Consider the following 21,933-nt stretch of genomic DNA (forward strand, 5'->3'; position numbering starts at 1 on the left):
TTCGAGCCAATGACGAACAAGCTTTTGGGAGCTTGTTGTCATGGTACTGACAGCCTTTCAGGCTCGTCAGTATCTCGTCCAGCCGATGACGAAGAGTATAAAACTCTTGTCACGGTGTTGATGGTTAAAACCAATCGGCAACCGCCTCCTAATAAGAAAGCTGCTCAAATGAGCAGCTTTTAATGAAATTATTTATTTCACGTTTTATGCCTCAGGTTCTTTAAGCTTTAACTTGTCGTATTTATCAAACTTCATCCAAGAGAAGTTACCAATTCTCCATTCATTTCCATTTTTTTGCCCTGAAACTGATGCAATCAATACTGCTTTTTCAACTAAACCTCCATCCTTTTCAACAAGTAAATCAGCAACATAGTAGGCATTGAAAATATTCCCCTGTACATAAATATTCTTAAAGTAAGGTGTTCCCATTTTAATTTTTAAGCCCTCAATTTCTGCAAGAAATTGCAAATGATCTTTAAAGTTATTTGTATCATGTTTTTTTACTGAAGGAAGGTTTTGGACATTAATTGTAACCTCATTAGTTGAATGCCTCGGCGTGAAATATTTTAAAACAGAATTAGGGTCTTTTGTTTTGTTTAATTCACTATAGCCTTGGTGCATATTTTTTACCAACTGTATAATGTATTTTTCGTCTGCTGATAAATTGGCTTCATTATATCCATGTGAATCGTTAGATGAATCACTATCAAGATTTTTATGAATATCTGAATCTTGAGGGATTAACATTTGACTTCTCAATTCATCTATTTCACTATTTAACTCACTATTTTGATTTTTTAAGCTATCAATTTGTGTTTTGTAGGCACTTTCTAAATCTTCTTGAGATCCAGAATCAGAGTCTGTGAAAATAAATATCGAAGCGAATAAAAGTAGTATTATCAATATAATTGACAATATCTTGTACCGGTTGTCTGAATTTGGCATAGTATTAGCGATTATGAATTTTTAGAACTTAAACTTTGTATTATATAATTTAAGGATTTAATTGAATATTTATTAGGATAAAAACTGATTATTATGCTGAAAATCAAAATATTTAAAATTGTCGTACTACTACTATTCCTTTCAACTACTCTAATCGGTCAAACGACTGAATCAAAAATTGTAGTCATTGGTTATGGAGATATTGAGGCAACTCCGGATGAAGTAACAGTGAACTTCTTAATTCAATCAAAAAATATGAGTTATAGTGAAACTGTTGATGAATTGAATAAAAGAGTTAATACGCTTGTTAAGGATTTGAATAAATCTAAATTCAATGATCAGGACATTAAGACTACTGCTTTTAATATACAGAGGAATATTATTTATAACAGGGGAACTCGCATCGATAGTGGGTTTGTTGGAAGTCAGAATTTAAAAGTTACTATCCCGTTTAATCAAGAATCGCTTCTCATATTAATCAATACAGGTACTAAGTCTGATTCAAATCCGGAATCATCCATTTTCTTTTCTCTTAGCGACCAAAAAAGAAAAGAATTACAGAATAATTTATTAGAGCAGGCTGTTAATGATGGTATGTCAAAAGCAGGAGTTATGGCTAAAGCAGCAGGTGTTTCTTTAGGGAATATTCTTGAGATCAAGTATGGGGTTGAAAGTAATAATATCCCTATGCCTAATCAAATGATGCTTAATGCTAGAGGAGCAATGGAAAGTGATACTAATACTAATCAGATAAATCCTGAGTCAATAAACTTAAAAGAGAAAGTATTTATTAGTATTGAAATAAAAAATTAATGATTAATGTTTATCTGAGGAAACAATTGAAATTTGTCCTGCTTAATCATTAGTCTTAATTTCTTATTCGTATTGTTAAGATTCAATTAAATCACTAATAATTAAATATTGATCAATTGAAAATTAATACATAAAGGCTTTAATTCTTTTAATGGAGAATTTAAAGCCTTTCTTTTTTGACATGTAATTGATTATTTCAGAATGATTATTTATCTGACCTCTATTTTTACTCCTATTTTCTTTTCTTGTTGATATACTTTTTGTTTTAATGAAGATCTGAAAGATAGGAATATCTTGAGCAGATTGTAATAATCTTTTCCATTGATATTGTCCAGATCTTTACCAAAAAGCTTTTGAGCAGCATCATTAAGAACCACTGCTTTGTCCACTTTAATTACCTCATAATTATTTAGATCCTCCCCCACCACATCGTTAAGAGACTTTAGTTCACCGGACTTTTTATCCTTAAGAAACGTTCCTTCAGTTTCTAATTGTTCAGAATAGTTTTTAATTATATTCATTTGGAAGTGTTATTAAAATATGTAGTAATGTTATATGTTAAGTGTGGGATTTAGAAAGCAGATCATAAATTGATCTATCTGAAGTTACCAATAAATATTGATTTAATTATCAATTGGTTACAATAATTTTAACCATAAATTTATAGTAATTATCTATTTCCGCTTATAATAATATCGAATTATACTGTCAACAAAAAAATCAACGTTATTGTTTTGGTTTTTATGAAATAGAAAATCAATCATATATAACCTTAATATACCATTGGTGTAATTACCATTTTGGTTTGTATAAAGATTAAATATATTAGATAGACACAATAATTTAAATACTATGATGAAAAACATTCTATCAACCTTTGCACTATTATTTATACTTTGTGCGAGTATAAATGCTCAGGAAAAATTACCAATTACTCCTGAGGATATTTCTATTGAATATACCAAATATGTTTTGGACAATGGTTTAACATTGATTGTTCATGAAGATCATAAAGCACCAATTGTAGCCGTAAACGTATGGTATCATGTAGGAAGTAAAAATGAAAAACCAGGTAAAAGTGGATTTGCTCACTTGTTTGAGCATTTAATGTTCAATGGTAGTGAAAATTTCAATGATGATTATTTCCAGGTTCTTGAAAGAATTGGTAGTACTGATTTAAATGGTACAACCAATAATGATAGAACTAATTATTTTCAAAATGTCCCTAAAGGATCATTAGACCAGGTATTATGGTTAGAGTCTGATAGAATGGGACATTTATTAGGAGCTATAGATCAGGCAAAATTAGATGAGCAACGTGGAGTTGTACAAAATGAAAAAAGACAAGGTGAAAATCAGCCATATGGAAAGCAATATGACTTACTTGTAAAAGCAATGTTCCCAAAAGGGCATCCTTATAGCTGGACTGTTATCGGCGAAATGGAAGATTTAAACGCTGCGTCTTTAGAAGATGTTCAGGAATGGTTTAAATCATACTATGGAGCGGCTAATGCTACTTTAGTTGTTGCAGGTGATGTCACTCCTGAGGTCGCTTTGAAAAAAGTAACAAAGTATTTTGGAAACATTCCTTCCGGTCCTACCCTGGTAGTTCCTGAAGAAAATATCCCAATAAGAGAAACAGATACACGTGAATACTATCAGGACAGAGTAGCAGAATCAAGAGTTGTTAAAGCGTGGAATACTCCCAAATGGGGAACTAAAGAGGCTGCAAATCTGGAGTTAGCAGCATTGATTTTATCATCAGGAAAAAACAGCCGCCTTTATAAAGAGCTTGTTTATAATAAGCAGATAGCTACCCAATCTTTCGCATTTAACTGGGAAAAGGAATTAGTTTCAAATTTTATCGTGCAAGCTAATGCTAAGCCAGGTGTCGATATTTATGAACTTGAAAAAGAACTTGAGGTCATTCTTGATAAATTTTTGGCTGAAGGACCATCTTCAGATGAGCTTTTCAGAGTGAAATCAGAATATTTTGCTGATTACCTTAAAGGATTAGAGAGAATTGGAGGTTTTGGTGGTAAGTCTGATATTCTTGCTCAAAACCAGGTTTATGGAGATGATCCTTCATACTATAAAACATGGTTAAAATATATTGAAGAAGCATCCATTAAAGAGGTACATGAGACTGCAAAAAAATGGTTAAGTAAAGGAAGTCATACCATTGTTTGCGAGCCTTTTCCACAGTATTCAGTTACTGGCGAAGAAGCTGATAGAAGTAAATTGCCAGAAGTAACTGAAGTAAGTGCAGTTAAATTCCCGGCAATTCAAACTAAGGAGTTAAAGAATGGATTAAAAATCAAGCTAGCCAGACGTGAAGGAGTGCCAACTGTTGTTATGAATATGGTTATTGATGCAGGATATGCTTCAGATCAATTTGCAGCACCAGGAACAGCCAAATTAGCGATGAGCATGATGGATGAAGGCACAAAGAATATGTCCTCTCTAGAAATTAACGATAAATTGCAAAGATTAGGCGCGTCAATAGGTGCGTATAGTGACCTTGATAATAGCTACATATCTCTAAATACCCTAAAGCCTACTTTAGAAGCCAGTATGGAAGTTTATGCAGATGTTATATTAAACCCTGCTTTTCCTGAAACTGAGTTGGAAAGATTAAAAAAACAGCAATTGGCAACTATTCAAAGAGAAAAGACAACTCCAATCCAGATGGCATTAAGGGTTGTGCCAAAGTACTTATACCCTGAAAATCATGCTTATCATCAACCATTGACTGGTTCGGGTTATGAAGAAACAGTTAATGCATTGAAAAGAGATGACATGATTGATTTTTATGATAAGTGGATTCGTCCTAATAATGCTACTCTTGTTGTAGTTGGTGATATTTCAATGGATGATCTTGTGGATCTTGTAGAGTCAAATCTGGGTAAATGGAAAAAAGGTAATACACCTGAAAAGACATTAACTGAAGTAAATGTAAATGATAGCAATGTGTTGTATCTAATGGACAGACCTGAGTCACAGCAATCTGTAATTATTGGAGCAAAGTTAATTCCTGGTTATGGAAAGCTTGATGAGATTGCTACTACTTCAATGATGAATGTTTATGGAGGAGAGTTTACTTCAAGACTAAACATGAACCTTCGAGAAGATAAACACTGGGCATATGGAGCTTTTGGCTTTATTCAGGATAGTAAGGGACAGAGAGCTTTCCTTTCATATGCGCCGGTACAAACCGACAAAACTGCTGAGTCTGTTACGGAAATCAGAAGCGAAATGACAGGTATTTCAGGAGATAACCCTGTAACTCCTGAGGAACTAGACAAAGTGTTAAATAACTCTATATTGCAATTACCAGGTCAATGGGAAACCAATGGTTCTGTAGCTTCTTCCATCGTTGATCAGGTTGTTTATAATCTACCAGAAGATTATTATTCAACTTATAGTGATAAGATTAAAAATGTAAAATTAAATACCGTTAATAATCTCGCTAAAGAAGTTGTAAATAAAGACCAAATCAACTGGTTTATAGTTGGAGATAAGGAGAAAGTGTTAGAAAACCTGAATAAACTAGGATTTAAGGAAATTGTAGTGTTAGATCAGGAAGGGAATCCTGTGAAACCAGAAGGAGCTTCTGTTAATTCAAGTAAATAACATTCAAATAACATCATAAAAAAAGGCGATCCAATTGTGGATCGCCTTTTCATTTAAACTGTATGGTAAAACATTAAATTGTTGAAGAAAACAAATTCATTTCTGGCTTATTTCTATGTAACCGGAGATCAAAAGCCATGCAAACATTTCTAACAAAAGGCCTTCCTTTTCTGGTTATCATTATACCTTTCTCTGTCAATTTCACTAATTGATCATCAACCATTGGCTTAAGCCTTGATAATAAATTCGCGAAATTTAATGTAGTGAAGTCATCCTCAGCCCATTCATGTTTGAAATTACACATCAAATCCAGAATTATCTTTCTGATTGTTAGATCTTCACTGCCTAGTAAATGACCTCGCATTATTGGTAATCGATTATTTTCAAGTGCTTCGTAATAATCTTCAAGAGATTTTTCATTTTGAGCAAATCCAGTCCAGCAGTCTCCGATTGATGATACTCCCAACCCAACCATTACTTTGCTTGTTCCCACAGTATATCCCATGAAGTTTCTAAATAGCTCACCATTTTCCATTGCTTTGGAAAGCTCGTCTTCCGGTAAGGCAAAATGGTCCATGCCTATTTCAATGTAGCCATATTTTAAAAGTAGCTCTTTTCCGTATTCGTACATTTTACGCTTAACCTCAGGTGCGGGAAGATCTTCTTCTGTAAATTTTCTTTGTCCGTTTCCTTTGATCCAAGGCACGTGTGCATAGCTGTAAAAGGCTATCCTATCTGGTTTTAAGATAGAAATTTCTTTTATGGTATTTTCAACATGTTCAACTTTTTGAAATGGCAATCCATAAACGAGGTCTACATTAACTGATTCATATCCAACTTCTCTTGCCTCTTTGATTGCTCTAACAACATTTTCCAGTGGTTGTATCCTGTTGATTGCTACTTGAACTGTATGATCCAGATCCTGAACACCATAACTTACTCTTTTAAATCCAAGCTCATATAATGCTTCCAGGTGCTCTCTGGTTGTATTATTTGGATGACCCTCAAAACTAAACTCATATTTATCTGCCAATTCAACTGTTTTTAGCCATTCTGAAAGGAATTTATGCAAGTTTAGAGGTGAAAAGAATGTAGGTGTTCCCCCCCCTAAATGTAAAGCGTTAATTTTTGGCTTAGCTTCAAGAGCATCAAGATATAGGTTCCATTCTTTTGCTAAGGCTTCCAGATAAGGCGATTCAACGCTGTGGTTTTTGGTTATTCTTTTATTACAACCACAAAAAGTGCATAGTGATTCACAAAAAGGGAGGTGCATATATATGGCATTACCCTCATTGTTTGTTTCTCTAAACTGTTGTTTCAGCCTGCTGATATACTCCTCGGAATTAAATTTTTCTTCATTCCAGTATGGAACTGTCGGATATGAAGTATATCTCGGCCCTGCTACGTTGTATTTCCTTATTAACTTATTATTCAGCATTGATTTAAAAGTCTTATGCAAACTTATAAACAGTCTTAAATCAATAAACTGAGCTATGTCAGGAGGCTTCCTGATTTTTATTGGGCAAGGTGAGAAAAGCGTTTTCTAGTTTCTATTTTCTTTAATTCCCTTTCAATAACCATTTTTGCTAGAAGCTCTGATTTGGCCATAAGCCCCGGAGCCTCTAATGCTTTTTTAAACTGATGTTCCGGTACATCGATTCTATATAATAGATTGACAAGGTAATTGGGGTCATTATCGAGGAGTCTTTCAATCTGGTCGGCAAGAATATCCTGTAATTTATCCAGCGTGTACTGCTTTCGTAGATTTATTTGTGCAGCATCCATCACCAGGTCTTTTCTTAGCAATCTGGAAAGGTCTTTGATGTCTTTTTGAGAAATTTCAGCCATAGTGCAATTTATCAATTATTGTGAAGAATGTTTTCTGATTAGTTGTCAAAATGCTATGTTGGTATTTTTATTAGGCATGAAAGGTATTTACTCTTAAATATGTTCAATTCATTTAAAGAGATATTGAAAAGGTCATTGAATTCCAGATCTACCCCATTCAGCAAATCTATGCCTGAATTAGTTAGATTATATTTTCTTTCTTACCTGAACAAAAAAAATGAAAAGCCTGTTGTTGTGAAATTCAGGGGGCTAAATGTTGTGAGCCCTAACTATCCTTTATTTATTAACTTGATTAATGAGATTTTTTACCAGGAAGTTTATGCAAATGAAATTCAAGTAGATACCCCATTAATAATTGATGCCGGATCTAACATCGGAATTTCTATTTTGTATTTTAAGTCCAGATATCCGGATAGCGAGATCATTGGAATAGAGCCCGATCCACAGAATTTTAACATGTTGAAGGAAAATGTTTCTATTAATGGATTCGAAAATATTAAGTTAATCAATTGTGCCTTAGGTTCATCAAAAGGAGAAACTGTGCTATATAAAGAAGGTGGTAATCCTTACTTGAATCCTAGTATTTTGAAGGTCTGTGATGTTGATCAAGGAGTCAAAGTTCGGTTAGAGAGTTTAACTGATATAATTTCTAACAGAGATGTCGATTTACTGAAAATGGATATTGAAGGTGCCGAGATGATTGTATTGAAAGATATAATTATGTCCGGAGCTATCAATAAGGTTAATTCATTTGTTTTGGAAACTCACCCTGATAATGGTGTTTCTAGTGAAGAAGTTAAATCATTACTAATTAAAAGTGGTTTTGAGGTGTCTGTAAATCCACTAAATAAAAACATTATTAATGCAAAAAGAATATATCTTCCCTAGAGCCGATAATTAATAATATCTGTTTAAAAACAGATATATTTGTTAATCTGCTTATAAACAGATATATTAGCATTAAATAGCATTCAATTATTATTATGACAGGTATAATTACGGGTGATATTATTCAATCAGGGAAAATGCTCGGTGACCCATTATGGATGAATGTTTTGAAAGATGAGCTTCCTGGATTGGCCATTACACCAAAAGATTGGGATATATTTAGTGGAGATAGTTTTCAGTTGGAGGTAGATCCTTCGGAGGGTATCAAAACTATGTTGGTTATCAAGTCACTATTACTTTTTAAAGTAGAAGTTGACACCCGATTGGCACTTGGGATTGGATCCAAAACATTTAGTGGAGATTCTATTTCTGAATCAAATGGAGAGGCCTTTATTAACTCAGGCCGATTGTTAAAGGAGCTGAAAAATGTTTCTATGGCGATAAAAACTCCCTTTGATGATTTTGATGATAGCATTAATCTTATGCTTGAATTAGGTTGTTTGACATTTGATAAATGGACACCAAGTAGTGCAGAAGCTGTTTATTATTTTCTATCAGAAAAAGTATCAACTCAAAAAGATCTGGCGAGTATACTCGATATCGGTCAGGGACGAGTAAGTGAAAGATTAGGAAGAGCCGGTTATGAACAAATTATTAAATTAGATAATTATTATAAAAACACCCTACATCAACAACCAAAACACTCATGACATTATTACTTTTATTGCTAATCGCCCATTTATTGGGTGATTTTGTCTTTCAACCTGGCTTATGGGCAAAAGATAAACTTAATAGAAAAATTAAATCCAAATGGCTCTATTTTCATGTTCTAGTACATGGAGTGTTAGCAGCCTCCATCCTTTTGATTGATTCGAGCTACTGGTGGATTCCTATGGTGATTATAATTACTCACTATGGTATTGATTTGTCTAAAGCATATCTGGAAGGGAAAGTTAAACCTCCTATCCTCTTAATAATAGATCAAGTATTACATATTTCTGTATTAACTTTAATAGTTAAGCTAACTGGTGTAAATATCAGTATTTCAATTGATTATGATCTTAATTCGGTGTTGCTTTTTCTGATGGTTATCCTAATGGTGACTTATATGGGAGCCGTATTTGTTAAGATTACTATTGCTAGTTGGTCTCCATCCTCCTTTTCCGATTCAGATGATTCATTGGTTAATGCTGGGCGTTATATTGGTATAATGGAAAGATTATTTGTCTTCATTTTCATTATAACAAATCATTGGGAAGGAATTGGTTTTTTACTAGCAGCAAAGTCTGTATTCAGGTTTGGAGACCTTAAAGAAGCTAAAGACAGAAAACTTACTGAATATATGTTGATAGGCACTCTGGTAAGCTTTGGGATAGGAATCATCGGAGGTATTAGCTATCTGTATTTTATTGATTTGTTATAATACAGGTTCTACTATGACATTAATCATCTTCATCTTCAACACTATATTTTACCTTGACGAATAGCAAACTACAGGCTGCAAGTAAAATTTAAGATGAGATTTATATCTGTTTTTCTGATGTTGATGCTTCCATTTTATATTATATCACAGGATAAACCTGAGTTTGATGGGCAATTATCAGGATTTTCAAGTTATAGCAAAGATGCAGAAAGGAAATGGCTGATTGGTGGCAGGTATATCCCCGAATTAAACTATAATCATTCATTTGATTCACTAAGTAGTATAGCTTTTGAGGCTTCAGCTAATATTTACGGCTCAATGAATTTTAATTTCGGAGAGTCTCCTGATTATTATTCCAGAATCAGACCATATCGAATTTGGGCCAGATACACCAAAGGTAGGTTTGAAATACGGGCGGGATTACAAAAAATTGAATTTGGTTCGGCACAGATGTTAAGACCTCTACAATGGTTTAATGAAATTGACCCAAGAGACCCTCTGTCATTGACAAATGGTGTATATGGAGGTTTGATTAGGTATTATTTTAATAACAATATGAATTTGTGGGTTTGGATGCTGATTGGTAATGAAAGACGACGAGGGTTTGATGTTACCGGAACAGAGAAAAATGTACCCGAATATGGCGGTAGAATTCAAATCCCTGTTTCTAAAGGTGAAATTGCTTTGTCATATCATCATAGAAAGGCGAACACGAATAATTTGCTATTACCCGAATTGCCGGATAATTCAGCGGAAAACAGAATTGGTGTAGATGGTAAATGGGATGTTGGACCCGGACTTTGGTTTGAAGGTTCAATTTCTCAAATGGATAAAGACCTGGATTTTCTAACAAGCCAGCTATTAGGAACTATTGGTGTAGATTACACATTTAGTTTAGGTAGTGGGTTATATATGTCTGTAGAACAGATGTTTATGAACTATGGACAACGCCATTTTGATTATCAGGAGCACTTTGGCATCATTGCATTAAACTTAGGGTATCCTCTATCCTATTTTGATCGGTTAAGTTTAATCAGCAGCTATAACTGGAGTAATAATGATGGCACCATATTTTTAAGTTATGAGCATCAGTTTAACAAATTAACTACCTACCTGATGTTGTTTTATGCTCCGGAAACTCAGCCGTTTGTTGAAAGCACGGAGTTCATCCAGACATTTTCAGGTTCCGGAATTCAATTGTTGGTCGTTTTTAATCATTGAAAAATGAGTAATAAAAGTATAATATCGCTTGAATCAGTTACAAAAGATTTTGTTGATGGAGAAACTATATTTCATGCGTTGAAAGGTATAAATCTCCAATTTGACAAAGGTGAATTTAGTGGTTTTGTCGGACCCAGTGGTTCAGGGAAAACAACACTATTGAATATCATCGGTTCTCTTGATAGTCCAACTTCCGGAAAAGCAAATGTTTTAGGACAGGATATAGCTTCTTTAAGCCATAAGAAAGCAGCCAGACTAAGGAATTTTCATATAGGATTTATCTTTCAAGTTTATAATTTGTTTCCTGTTTATACAGTATATGAAAACGTTGAGTTTGCATTATTACTCCAGAAAAGAAGTGCGCAGGAAAGGAAAAAGCTTGTAATGGAAGCCCTTGATAGTGTTGGATTGGCCAGTATGGCTAACAAGAGCCCGGCCAAATTATCCGGTGGTGAAGGTCAGAGAGTGGCAATTGCCAGAGCAATGGTTAAAGAGCCGGATATAGTGCTTGCAGATGAACCTACAGCTAATCTGGATGCAAAAAATGCACATTCAATAATTCAAACCATGAAAAACCTTAATGAAGAAAAAGGTACCACATTTATTTTTTCTACTCATGATGAAAAGGTAATGAAATACCTTGACAGGATAATTCATCTAAATGACGGTGTGGTTGAGAATGATGAGGTGATAATTAAACAAATGAAGTAATAATGCGACTGCTCCTGAAAATAGTCTACCGAAATTTAAAAGGTGCCGGGTTGAGAACCTTTCTGAATGCTTTTGCTCTATCTTTTTCATTCGTCATAATAATTTTCTTTAATGGATTAATTGATGGTTGGAACAGACAAGCCCGAAAGGATACAATAGAATGGGAATATGGTAATGGTCAGTTACGTCATGCTGATTATGATCCGCTTGATCCTTTTACTTTGGAAAATAGTTTTGGGAGCATTGATATTGAGGAAAATCCACATTTAACACCCGTATTATTGAGGCAAGGGACGTTATACCCTAACGGACGAATGACGCCTGTTCTATTATATGGGATTGATAAGGATCAAAAAGTTATTAAAATTCCAACACAAAAATTAGCTGCTGATAGTAATGATTTTATTCCGGTAATTATTGGATCAAGAATGGCAAAAAGTACCAATTTGAAAAAAGGTGACGAGGTTGTTATGCGTTGGCGTGATAAAAATGGTGCATTTGATGCTACTGAAGTAAAAGTAGTAGAAATATTTAATTCAACTGTGCCTACAATAGATCAGTCAAAAATATGGTTGTCAATTGATGATTTGAGAAAGCTGACCAGTATCGAAAATAAGGCAACATATTTTATTGCTGATTCTGAATTCAACTATAAATCTGACAAGTTTGGAAATGAATGGGAGTTTTATGATCAAAGTAACTTGTTGAATGAGCTGGATCAAATTATCCGTCAAAAGAAAGTTAGTGGTTTCTTTATGTACATCTTGTTGATGGGAATTGCACTCCTGGCAATTTTCGATACACAGGTACTGTCAGTTTTCAGAAGACAACGTGAAATAGGTTCATATATAGCCCTGGGTATGACCAGACAATCAGTAATAGCTTTGTTTACACTTGAAGGTAGTGCTTATAGTATTTTAGCTTTGATTTTAGGAGCTCTTTATGGTGGTCCTTTATTGTTTTTAATAAGTAGAATTGGAATAGGATATCCTGCTTCTTCACAGGATTTCGGACTTTCTGTAGCCGAAAGAATATACCCGGTTTATGGATTTTGGTTAATTATAATCACGATGGTAACAGTATTCATATCATCTACCATTGTCAGCTATTTACCAACAAGACAAATAACCAAAATGGATCCTGTTGCAGCAATTAAAGGTAAGATACAATGATCAGGTTTATACTAAAAGGGATTATAAGAGATCGCTCAAGAAGCTTGCTGCCAATCATCGTAGTTACCATTGGCGTCGCCATTACTGTGTTGTTAAGTGGTTATATCAATGGTGTTATGAATGATTTTATCGAGCAGAATGCCAGGTTCGAGACAGGTCATTTAAAAGTGGTTACACGGCCTTATCTAGAGAATATTGATCAAATCCCTAATGATCTGGCAATAATGGATTCAGACTCGGTCTTAAAAGCTCTAAAAACGAATTACAAGGATGTAGAGTGGGTAGAAAGAATAAAATTCGGTGGTTTAATAGATATTCCGGATAGTTCTGGTGAGACCCGGGCACAGGGACCTGCTGCCGGAATGGCAATTAATTTAATAAATGAAACAGCTAGTATAAATGGAGATATAGAAAGGTTAAATCTTAAACCTGCGCTTGTTGAAGGTAGATTTCCACAAAATTACGGAGAAGTGCTGCTATCCAGAGAATTGATGTCAAAAACAGATGTTAAAATTGGCGATCAGGTTACTTTCATTGGGTCTACCATGTTTGGAAGTATGGCGTTGATGAATTATAAAGTTGTTGGATCAATAAACTTTGGAATTCAGGCTATGGACAGGGGCTTAATAATAATGGATATCGTTGATGCCAGATCATTGCTTGATATGGAGAATGCTACAAGTGAGATTCTGGGTTATTTCCATTCAGGGTATTATGATGATGAAAGATCAGAGAAATTGAGTTTGTTATACAATAGCTCAATTGATCCAAACAATGAATTTGCACCTGTTATTATCCCATTAAAGGATCAAAATGAACTTAGTGGTATGCTCGAATATGTGAATGTTTATACTGTAATTTTTATTAGTATTTTCATTTTGGCAATGTCAATAGTTTTATGGAATACAGGGCTGCTTGGAGGATTAAGAAGGTATCGCGAATATGGAATAAGGCTTGCTTTAGGTGAGTCAAAAACCAAAATATACAAGACAACTATCCTTGAATCCTTAATAATCGGGCTTATTGGTTCAATATCCGGGACATTATTAGGTTTGGCAGGAGTTTGGTATTTGCAGACTTATGGGATTGATATTAGTGATATGATGTCAAACAATGCAATGATTATGTCATCAGTAATCAGAGCCAGGGTCTCTTCTTTCCTGTTTGTTATTGGATTCATACCTGGTGTTATAGCTACTCTTTCGGGAAGTTTATTATCCGGAGTTGGAATATTCAAAAGGCAAACAGCAGATCTTTTTAAAGAACTAGAACTATAATTTTAATATTATGTACACCATTCTTTTGTTAATCAAATTAATAGTGATTGCAGGTTTTCAAACTAGCAACCCTGATGCTGCTGAAATATTGAAAAAGGTTGATGAAAACCTTGTTTCTGATAATCGAATTACAACTTCAAGAATGGTAATCAGAGGCAAGAGAACCGAGCGTATTATTGCTGCAAAAAGTTATATAAAAGGAACAGAGGATACGTATACAGTTTATCTTTCTCCGGAAAGAGAAAAAGGCACGAAGATGTTAAAACTTTCTGATAAATTGTGGATTTACTCTCCTTCTACAGATAGAATCATCCAGATATCAGGGCATATGTTAAGGCAGTCAGTTATGGGTTCTGATCTTTCATATGAAGATATGATGGATAATACAAAATTACTTGATGCCTACGATCCTAAAATAATTAAGGAAGAGACAATCGATTCAAGGTCTTGTTGGGTTATCGAGTTGATTGCAAAATCCTCAGATGTATCATATCAAAAACGTTTGTTATGGGTTGATCAGGAGAAATATATTCCGTTAAAAGAAGAACTTTATGCAAAAGGTGGTCAATTACTTAAGAGAATAACCCTATCGGATATAAGAGAAGTAGATGGTAGAACATTCCCATTTAAGATGAACTTTAAGGATATGCTTAAAGATGGAGAAGGAACTGATTTTATAATTGATGATTTATCCTTTAATAAGGAAATTCCTGAAGAGTATTTTAACAAATCTGTTTTAAAGAAATAATAAGTAAAAAGCATGAACGGTTACGATCATGCTTTTGTGTATAGTGGTGGTAAAATAATTTAGTTATCTTGTCTCTCCTGCACTTCCAAAACGCCATCTAACGTTTAATCCAAACCCTTCTGCATCTAATTCTGTGTCTTCAATAATTTCGAAGTACGGACGCCAATCTACACCTATAGCAATCGGAATATTATTAAAACGATATTCTAGACCTATTTCTCCAACTGCACCTAATTCAAACGGATCTTCACCTAAAACTGTATAAGGTCCAAAACCCATATACCAGTTAAACGCCTCACCTCCCAGCGGGCGATAAAATAAATCCCAAATAACATCAATACCTACTCCATCACCAAAAGATACGTTGGCGTGAATTCTGTTAAACTCTCCAGATTTAAAAACTGCGTCTAATGCAACATGATTTCTTCTGATCGCACCAAACCTGGCACCTATTTCCTGGCATTCAGCATAAAAGGACGTACCTAATACAAATGCTAATCCTATTAGAATTTTTTTCATAACTAAATAACTTTTGTTGAATGTGTAGTGTCTTATTGTCTTTCCCAACGGAACGTCTATATTAAATATATGAATTATTTGATATTAAACATACATATTTTAATAATAATTATACGTAGGAATTATTTTTTTGCCCTTTTCTTTAAAAGAACATTATACTAAATAGATTATTGAGGCATTTTGTTTTGAAATATCTTTTCTTTTTTTCAACTCAGAGAAAATTTCAACTTTATTAATGATATTCCCCCATTTTGTTAATCTAAATACATTTAGTATATACCTTTAATGAAGTGAATGTACTATAAAAAGGTGCTACTTATGCTTAGAACCGTGTGGAGTTCTTTTAATCATATAGTTTAATGCTGCGTTGTGAGAGTCAATATCTGTTCCAAATGCATTTCGATCTTCTGAATAAACTATTTTGCCATTATCGTTAATAACTTTTAAACCAACATTAACGTCGTATTCTATGACTGTGCTAGTTGATGAGGTAGTTATTTCTGAACCTTTTTGTTCCCTATCTTTTCGGTCATCACTTCTACTGTCTTTGTCTTTATAAGTAGTTACGTTAGAGCCATAAGATCGTGCTCCTTTATTAGTAATGGTTGTTGTTCCATAAGCAACAAATTCAGTACCTAAAAGTTCAGCAATTTGTTTAGGTGTTTTGGTTTTTATATTGTTATAATCAATACCATGTTGAGCCAACAAAGCATTTGTTGTCATAGGGTCTTGGATTTGGATACCAGAAGTATTTTTCTTGAAAGATGAGGCAGCCTCTGATTGAACAAGATTGCTATACTGTTCAGGATTAATGCCCGGATCATTTGAAATTATGTCGAATGGTAATACTGCCAATTTTCCACGTCTGGATTCCGGTGTCGAGGTCGGCCCCATTGCTGCCGTTGTTTGCGAGGTTTGACTGGATTCATTAAAAACTTGTTCACGACCACTGGCGAAGGCTATTTTGTTTATTTCTGATTTTTTAATTTCATACTCCAAATCTTCGCCTTCAAAAACAAATTTAATTATATCGCCACTGACTGCAGTGACTTTACCTTTCATTACCTCACCATTTAATTTGTAAACAATATCGTTTTCTGATTGAGCTATTAGAGTGTTTGCCAATAGGATGAAAATTATCATTAGGATGGCTGAGTTAATATTTTTCATTTTGGTAAATGTAGATTGGTTTGCTATATAAATTAACTAATTTATTGTCAGTATTTTAACAGAGTAGTTAATGAAAGTTTATTCAATTGAAATCCAAGATTGAAGAAGTCGTTGGAGATATGAGGGAAAAAGTATTTATTAAGGGTATAAAAAAAAGCCTTAGAACTAATTTCTAAGGCTTTTTGTGATCCCACCAGGACTCGAACCTGGAACCTACTGCTTAGAAGGCAGTTGCTCTATCCAGTTGAGCTATGAGACCTTCCGTGTTGCGTTTTTCTGTGTTTCGCGGTGCAAATATAATCCCTTATTGCATTTAGGCAAACCCTTATCAAAAGATTTTTCTAATGTTATTTGCTTCTTTCTGATTTTCAGTGAAATAAATTTCAAAATATTTTTTCAATTTGTCAATTCATGTTCCTTTAAATAGTCTTTTGCAATATTATCCGGGCTATCTTCATGGTTGTATCGGGTGAACTCTATTTTATAATGCAGTTTATCTTTTTCGATAATTCCAAATCGAAACAAAATTTCCCTTACTCCTTTCATTCCTCCAAAATCACCTAGGTACCATTGAAATATTCTTGTTGTATATATTTTATTTAAGTTTTCAACTACTCTTGTTTCTGCTCTTAAAAAGTTGATACTGGCATTATCGAGTTTTTCATTTAGATCCTCATTTGAATAGGAAGATATCGGTGGGCAACTAATGGCTCCACAGTTTAGCGTAAAGTGTATCCGGTAGTCTACTCTCGAAGGCATAAGTTGGCCATATTTAATAAATGAAACCGGATTATTAATATAACCTACACCATATTTCATCTTACCTCTTCTTAGTATCTGATGTTCGATCACATCAAGAGATAGACTTTTCTTATCTATATAAATGGCTTCAACTTTGTAAATTTTGGGTTTTGCTATATCTTTTCTATGTAATAACATGAATGAAGCATTGTAAATATTTATCCAGAAGCTGATCTTTTCAGAATCATCATTTAATGAGTTTAGATTAACATTCTTAAGCGAGTGAGTTGCCTGATTAATATTTTGCTGATCATTAGCTATCACAGCATCTAAAAGCTTAATACTCAGGTTTACTAAATTATTCATTAATAATTTCTGTTTCGATTTTTGATTTGGTAGAAAGCGTTTTATGCACAGGGCATTTATCTGCAATTTCACCAAGCCTTCCTATTTGATCCTGATCCAGATTTCCGGTTATTTTGATTTTTCTTTTAAACAAATCAATTTTCGCTCCCTTCTCTTTGTTATTATCACAATCTTCAGCATGTGTTTTATCGTGCTCTATTTCTACATTGATTTCTTCCAGACTCCAGTCTTTACGGTCGGCATACATTTTTATTGTCATTGCAGTACATGCCCCTAAAGCAGAAGAAAGTAACCCATACGGAGTCGGGCCAAGGTCATCTCCACCAACATCTTCTGGTTCATCAGCCAGCCATCGATGCTTTTTGTCAATGATTTCAGTAGTATAGCCATCTTCGGCATTGAGGCGTATCTGTATATGCTTTTCATCGCCCTTAATAACTTTTTCTTTTGGTGGAAGATATCTTTTAACCCATGTTCCAATTACATTACCCACATATTGTGAATCCTCATTGTTTGTTAATAGGTGATCAGCCCCATCAAGACTCATAAAGCTTTTAGGATGATGGGCGGCTTCATATAATTTTCTGGCGTGGTCAATCCCTACAATTTCATCTTGAGGAGAATGAAGAAACAGAAAAGCCTTATTCTTTTGTTTTTTTAATATAGAATCAAGTCGTTTATCTTGTAGGTCCTGAATAAATTCCTTCCTGATATTAAATGGCCTCCCTCCTATGTTTACCTTAGCATATCCCTGTTTCATGATTTCATCAATGTTATTTTCAAATAAATGAGACACATGTTCGGGATCAGAAGGAGATCCGATTGTTGCCACAGCTTTTACTTCAGGAATTTTATCAGCAGCATAGATTACCGCAGCTCCACCAAGAGAATGTCCAATTAATACAGAAGGTGCTTCAAAATTTTCTCTGAGATAATCAGCACCGGCAACCAAATCCTGAATATTTGTACTAAAATCGGTGTCTTCAAAATTTCCTTTGCTTGATCCGAGCCCGGTGAAATCAATTTGAAGTACACCAAATCCACTGTGAGTCATAGCTTCCGCAATTTGTTTTACAGCTTTGAAGTTTTTGTTACAGGTAAAACAATGCGCAAAAATAGCAGTATGATAAGTTGCTGAGCCTACTGGCCGGGTAAATCGTGCGGCGAGTACATTTCCATCTGCATTTTCAAAGGTTACATATTGTGATTTCATAAAACCGGGGTTTAAAACAATAAGTTAATTATACAATTATGTCAAGACACATTTTTCACGATGAAATTTTTCATTTGTCAGAATAAAGACATTACGATTTTTTAATACACAAATAATTTAGATTGCTCGCAGACCTAGCATTATTGTTTTATCTTAAAGAAAATTAACCAATACTATATCTTTTCCTATGACAGATGAATGGCGTACTTTGAAGGTTGTTCATAGCGAAAGTTTGAATAAGACTATTGTTACCCTGCATAAGTTATCACAATACTTATCTTGGGTTGGAAGTAGTTATATAGAAAAAGCTGATGACTTTAGTCATACTAATCTAGGCTGGGATGCAATTAATAGTTCATTGATTGGAAGATGGACTTCTGATGGCGTTAGAATCAGCTTTAATTTTCAAGAATTCAGTTATAAACTAGAAGCTCCATGGCATTACTCTATAATCCTACCCGAAGATCAAACTTTTGGAGAGGTAGAAGAATTATTGAGACATTTATTAATTGCCTGCGGACTAACCGGATCGCATTTTCAACCTTCTGATGATTATCAGCTTCCCTATGAATTTGATTCAGATGAGGAAGTAGAAAGACCAAAAAGCAAATATTTAAGTTATTGGGCAGACTGTAGGTCTAATGCAGATCTAATGCTTCATAAACTGGCAGCTGAATATGCCGGATCGAGTGAAGTAAGAGTATGGCCACATCATTTTGATTCAGGCATGGTTATTCCTATTGAAGTAAAGAATGACAAGACATTAAAGTCAATTGGTGTCGGGTTATCTATTGCAGATGGTTTATCTAATGAGCCTTATTTTTACCTTAATTATTTTTCGAAAAATGATGAGAAAGGAAGCCTGGTAGATTTAGAAGATTCAGATGCAAGGACAATTAATAAAAAACACTTTAAAGGATATATTTTACCCCTATCCATGATTGTAAGTTATACAGGATCACAAGCTCAATATGACATTACTATGGATTTTTTAAATCGAGGAATCGATGGAATAATGAGCTATTCAGGTCTTACAAAACAAATGGTTTAATAGAATAGTATATATTTTATGCATAGTCAATCAATTATTAATCCGGCCGCTGAAAGCTTATTATCTCTAACCGATCGCTATAATAGTGTAAGGGAAAAATCTGTTGAATTAAGCAGGCCTTTAAATAAAGAAGATTTTGTTGTTCAACCTGTTGAATTTGTTAGCCCGACCAAATGGCACCTTGCTCATACTACCTGGTTTTTTGAAGAATTTTTGCTGGTTCCATTATTAGCTGATTATAAACGTTTTCACCCTGACTTTGCATTCTTATTTAATTCATATTATGAAGCAGTAGGCGAAAGAATGATCCGGTCTGAACGGGGTAATATTACCAGGCCAGGTGTTGAACTTATTTTTGATTATCGAAAATATGTTGATGACAGAATGCAGGTCCTACTTAAGAATTTCCCTGATGATAAGGTGGAATTACTTGAAATTGGTCTAAATCATGAACAACAACATCAGGAACTATTATTGACAGATATAAAGTACGTTCTTGGCCATAATCCATTATTTCCTCCATATAGTCCTCAGTTTGATGAAAGCGCTCGTTTTTCGAATGGCACCGATTTTATAAAAATTGAAGAAGGACTTTATACCATTGGTCATGATGGAAACGGATTTGGTTATGACAATGAGTTTCCTCAGCATAAGGTATTCCTGAATTCATACGAGATTAGTAACAGCCTGGTAACAAACAGTGAATACCTTGAGTTTATTGATTCTGGAGGCTATGAAAATCATGAATGGTGGTATAGTGATGCCTGGGCATATTTACAGGAATCAGGAATTAAAAAACCACTCTATTGGCACAAAAAGAATGAAAACTGGTATCGATATTCAATGAAGGGTTTAGAGGTTTTAAATCCTGATGAGCCAGTGACACACGTCAGCCATTATGAAGCAGCAGCTTTTGCCGAATGGAAAAAAATGAGATTACCGACTGAGTTTGAATGGGAAGTGGCAGCCGATCAATTTGATTGGGGATGGCGCTGGGAACATACGGGGTCTGCATATCGACCCTACCCTGGGTATAAAAAGGCAGATGGTGCTATTGGAGAGTACAATGGTAAATTCATGATTAACCAAATGGTCTTAAAAGGTGCTTCAATTGCAACTTCACCCGGACATGCCAGAAAAACATATAGAAACTTTTTTCATCCTGAATTGCAGTGGCAGTTTACAGGTATAAGATTATGTAAATAAAACCTATGGAAGCAAAGACTAAAACATATGATAAGGTTCTGGCTAAAGCTGTAATTGATGGATTAAGTCAGAAAAATAAATCACTTCCAAGCTGGTTATTTTATGATAAAAAGGGAGATAAGCTTTTTCAGCAAATAATGAAAATGCCTGAATATTATCTTACTGAAACTGAACGTTCGATAATTGAGAAAAACAGGGATAATTTCCTCCATGATTTTGAAGGCAAGGATCATCAGTTTGATTTGATCGAGCTTGGTGCTGGTGATGGAACAAAAACCGAAATTTTATTAAAGCATTTTTATGTACAGAACGCGCGTTTCAGATACATTCCTATTGATATATCTCCTGATGTATTGATAGACCTCGAAAATCGCTTAAATAAGCATTTACCAGATCTTATTGTAATTCCTAAACCTAAAAGTTTTTATGATGCACTTGATGATCTGGATGATAAAAGCAAGGTCAAACGAGTGTTGCTGTTTATGGGAGGAAATATTGGCAACTTTACGCTCGATGATGCTACTAATTTTATTCAGGAGTTGAGTAACAGGCTTCGTCCCGAAGATGAGCTATTCGTTGGGTTTGATTTGAAAAAGGATCCACGACAAATTCAGGCTGCTTATGATGATTCACAAGGAATAACCAGGGCATTTAACTTGAACCTTCTGGAGAGGTTAAATAATGAACTTGAAGCAAATTTTAATTTAAGAGGATTTGAACACTATCCTTATTATAACCCTGAAACAGGAGAAGCCAAAAGTTTCCTTGTAAGCCAAAAAGATCAGGTTGTTCACTTCAATGCCATTGATAAAAAAGTATCGTTCAAGAAGTGGGAATTAATATATACTGAAATAAGTCAGAAGTATGATCAGGCTATGATTGAGAAAATGGCTTCTGATACAGGACTAAAGATATTCAGGCAGTATTTTGATAGTAATCAGTATTTTTGCAATGTGATTTTTAAAAAGTAAATCTCTTCTTAAACTGC

Annotated in this window: 21 protein-coding genes and 1 tRNA gene; 13 read left to right on the forward strand and 9 right to left on the reverse strand. The window is 34.3% G+C overall.

All coding sequences use genetic code 11. The features are described 5' to 3' along the window. Positions 1 to 204 precede the first annotated feature (204 nt). The gene (locus HH304_RS07320; protein WP_169679651.1) at positions 205 to 945 is read right to left on the reverse strand and encodes a hypothetical protein; all 741 of its coding nucleotides are present in this window, start codon (positions 943 to 945) and stop codon (positions 205 to 207) included. Between the two features lie 93 nt (positions 946 to 1,038). Here HH304_RS07320 and HH304_RS07325 point away from each other — a divergent pair, with 93 nt between their 5' ends. Further along, a complete protein-coding gene (locus tag HH304_RS07325; protein WP_169679654.1) occupies positions 1,039 to 1,758 on the forward strand; it encodes an SIMPL domain-containing protein in 720 nt (239 codons plus the stop codon). A 209-nt stretch (positions 1,759 to 1,967) separates the two neighbouring features. On the opposite strand, the gene HH304_RS07330 is transcribed toward HH304_RS07325, so the two are convergent. Next, entirely contained in the window at positions 1,968 to 2,279 is a 312-nt protein-coding gene (locus HH304_RS07330) for a hypothetical protein (protein WP_169679656.1), read from the reverse strand. Positions 2,280 to 2,610: 331 nt separating this feature from the next. Here HH304_RS07330 and HH304_RS07335 point away from each other — a divergent pair, with 331 nt between their 5' ends. Beyond that, the gene (locus HH304_RS07335) at positions 2,611 to 5,391 is read left to right on the forward strand and encodes a M16 family metallopeptidase (RefSeq protein ID WP_271711538.1); all 2,781 of its coding nucleotides are present in this window, start codon (positions 2,611 to 2,613) and stop codon (positions 5,389 to 5,391) included. 73 nt (positions 5,392 to 5,464) lie between these two features. Here the strand turns inward: HH304_RS07335 and hemN are convergent, their stop codons facing one another. Both hemN and HH304_RS07345 read right to left on the reverse strand, forming a co-directional pair. After that, entirely contained in the window at positions 5,465 to 6,829 is a 1,365-nt protein-coding gene (gene hemN / locus HH304_RS07340; protein ID WP_169679658.1) for an oxygen-independent coproporphyrinogen III oxidase, read from the reverse strand. A gap of 77 nt (positions 6,830 to 6,906) precedes the next feature. Beyond that, a complete protein-coding gene (locus HH304_RS07345; RefSeq protein WP_169679661.1) occupies positions 6,907 to 7,239 on the reverse strand; it encodes a hypothetical protein in 333 nt (110 codons plus the stop codon). A gap of 99 nt (positions 7,240 to 7,338) precedes the next feature. Here HH304_RS07345 and HH304_RS07350 point away from each other — a divergent pair, with 99 nt between their 5' ends. The 8 genes from HH304_RS07350 to HH304_RS07385 all read left to right on the forward strand — a co-directional run bounded on the left by HH304_RS07350 (position 7,339) and on the right by HH304_RS07385 (position 14,679). Beyond that, complete coding sequence (locus HH304_RS07350) at positions 7,339 to 8,127, forward strand: FkbM family methyltransferase (protein ID WP_169679664.1); 789 nt, start codon at positions 7,339 to 7,341, stop codon at positions 8,125 to 8,127. A 95-nt stretch (positions 8,128 to 8,222) separates the two neighbouring features. Continuing rightward, a complete protein-coding gene (locus HH304_RS07355; protein ID WP_169679667.1) occupies positions 8,223 to 8,837 on the forward strand; it encodes a transcriptional regulator in 615 nt (204 codons plus the stop codon). Then, positions 8,834 to 9,550 (forward strand): DUF3307 domain-containing protein, encoded by a 717-nt coding sequence (locus tag HH304_RS07360; RefSeq protein WP_169679670.1) that lies wholly within the window; start codon positions 8,834 to 8,836, stop codon positions 9,548 to 9,550. The genes HH304_RS07355 and HH304_RS07360 overlap by 4 nt, the downstream gene beginning before the upstream one ends. 93 nt (positions 9,551 to 9,643) lie before the next feature. Then, the gene (locus tag HH304_RS07365; protein ID WP_271711539.1) at positions 9,644 to 10,771 is read left to right on the forward strand and encodes a hypothetical protein; all 1,128 of its coding nucleotides are present in this window, start codon (positions 9,644 to 9,646) and stop codon (positions 10,769 to 10,771) included. Between the two features lie 3 nt (positions 10,772 to 10,774). Further along, entirely contained in the window at positions 10,775 to 11,482 is a 708-nt protein-coding gene (locus tag HH304_RS07370; RefSeq protein ID WP_169679673.1) for an ABC transporter ATP-binding protein, read from the forward strand. 2 nt (positions 11,483 to 11,484) lie between these two features. Beyond that, positions 11,485 to 12,654, forward strand: a complete 1,170-nt coding sequence (locus HH304_RS07375; protein ID WP_169679676.1) for an ABC transporter permease — start codon at positions 11,485 to 11,487, stop codon at positions 12,652 to 12,654. Next, the gene (locus HH304_RS07380; protein WP_169679679.1) at positions 12,651 to 13,931 is read left to right on the forward strand and encodes an ABC transporter permease; all 1,281 of its coding nucleotides are present in this window, start codon (positions 12,651 to 12,653) and stop codon (positions 13,929 to 13,931) included. The genes HH304_RS07375 and HH304_RS07380 overlap by 4 nt, the downstream gene beginning before the upstream one ends. A 10-nt stretch (positions 13,932 to 13,941) precedes the next feature. Continuing rightward, positions 13,942 to 14,679 carry an outer membrane lipoprotein-sorting protein gene (locus HH304_RS07385; RefSeq protein WP_169679682.1) on the forward strand — a complete coding sequence of 246 codons (738 nt, stop codon included), beginning with the start codon at positions 13,942 to 13,944 and terminating at the stop codon, positions 14,677 to 14,679. Between the two features lie 63 nt (positions 14,680 to 14,742). Here the strand turns inward: HH304_RS07385 and HH304_RS07390 are convergent, their stop codons facing one another. From HH304_RS07390 to HH304_RS07410, 5 genes are all read right to left on the reverse strand, one after another. Then, on the reverse strand, positions 14,743 to 15,198 hold the full coding sequence (locus HH304_RS07390) for an outer membrane insertion C- signal (protein ID WP_169679686.1): 456 nt from the start codon (positions 15,196 to 15,198) through the stop codon (positions 14,743 to 14,745). Between the two features lie 312 nt (positions 15,199 to 15,510). Further along, complete coding sequence (locus tag HH304_RS07395) at positions 15,511 to 16,341, reverse strand: hypothetical protein (protein ID WP_169679689.1); 831 nt, start codon at positions 16,339 to 16,341, stop codon at positions 15,511 to 15,513. Positions 16,342 to 16,553: 212 nt separating this feature from the next. After that, positions 16,554 to 16,627 (reverse strand) — tRNA-Arg (locus HH304_RS07400). A 137-nt stretch (positions 16,628 to 16,764) separates the two neighbouring features. After that, the gene (locus HH304_RS07405) at positions 16,765 to 17,475 is read right to left on the reverse strand and encodes a DUF547 domain-containing protein (protein WP_169679692.1); all 711 of its coding nucleotides are present in this window, start codon (positions 17,473 to 17,475) and stop codon (positions 16,765 to 16,767) included. Then, complete coding sequence (locus HH304_RS07410; RefSeq protein WP_169679695.1) at positions 17,468 to 18,688, reverse strand: bifunctional alpha/beta hydrolase/OsmC family protein; 1,221 nt, start codon at positions 18,686 to 18,688, stop codon at positions 17,468 to 17,470. The genes HH304_RS07405 and HH304_RS07410 overlap by 8 nt, the downstream gene beginning before the upstream one ends. A gap of 187 nt (positions 18,689 to 18,875) precedes the next feature. Between HH304_RS07410 and HH304_RS07415 the strand changes: the two genes are divergently transcribed. From HH304_RS07415 to HH304_RS07425, 3 genes are read left to right on the forward strand one after another with little or no spacing between them, the layout of a single operon-like run. Beyond that, the gene (locus HH304_RS07415) at positions 18,876 to 19,739 is read left to right on the forward strand and encodes a hypothetical protein (protein WP_169679698.1); all 864 of its coding nucleotides are present in this window, start codon (positions 18,876 to 18,878) and stop codon (positions 19,737 to 19,739) included. An 18-nt stretch (positions 19,740 to 19,757) separates the two neighbouring features. Beyond that, positions 19,758 to 20,945 carry an ergothioneine biosynthesis protein EgtB gene (gene egtB / locus HH304_RS07420; RefSeq protein ID WP_169679701.1) on the forward strand — a complete coding sequence of 396 codons (1,188 nt, stop codon included), beginning with the start codon at positions 19,758 to 19,760 and terminating at the stop codon, positions 20,943 to 20,945. Between the two features lie 5 nt (positions 20,946 to 20,950). Next, complete coding sequence (locus HH304_RS07425) at positions 20,951 to 21,916, forward strand: L-histidine N(alpha)-methyltransferase (protein ID WP_169679704.1); 966 nt, start codon at positions 20,951 to 20,953, stop codon at positions 21,914 to 21,916. The last annotated feature ends 17 nt before the right edge of the window (positions 21,917 to 21,933 follow it).

This window comes from Marinigracilibium pacificum (genome assembly GCF_012926615.1).
Classification (GTDB): domain Bacteria; phylum Bacteroidota; class Bacteroidia; order Cytophagales; family Cyclobacteriaceae; genus Mangrovivirga; species Mangrovivirga pacifica.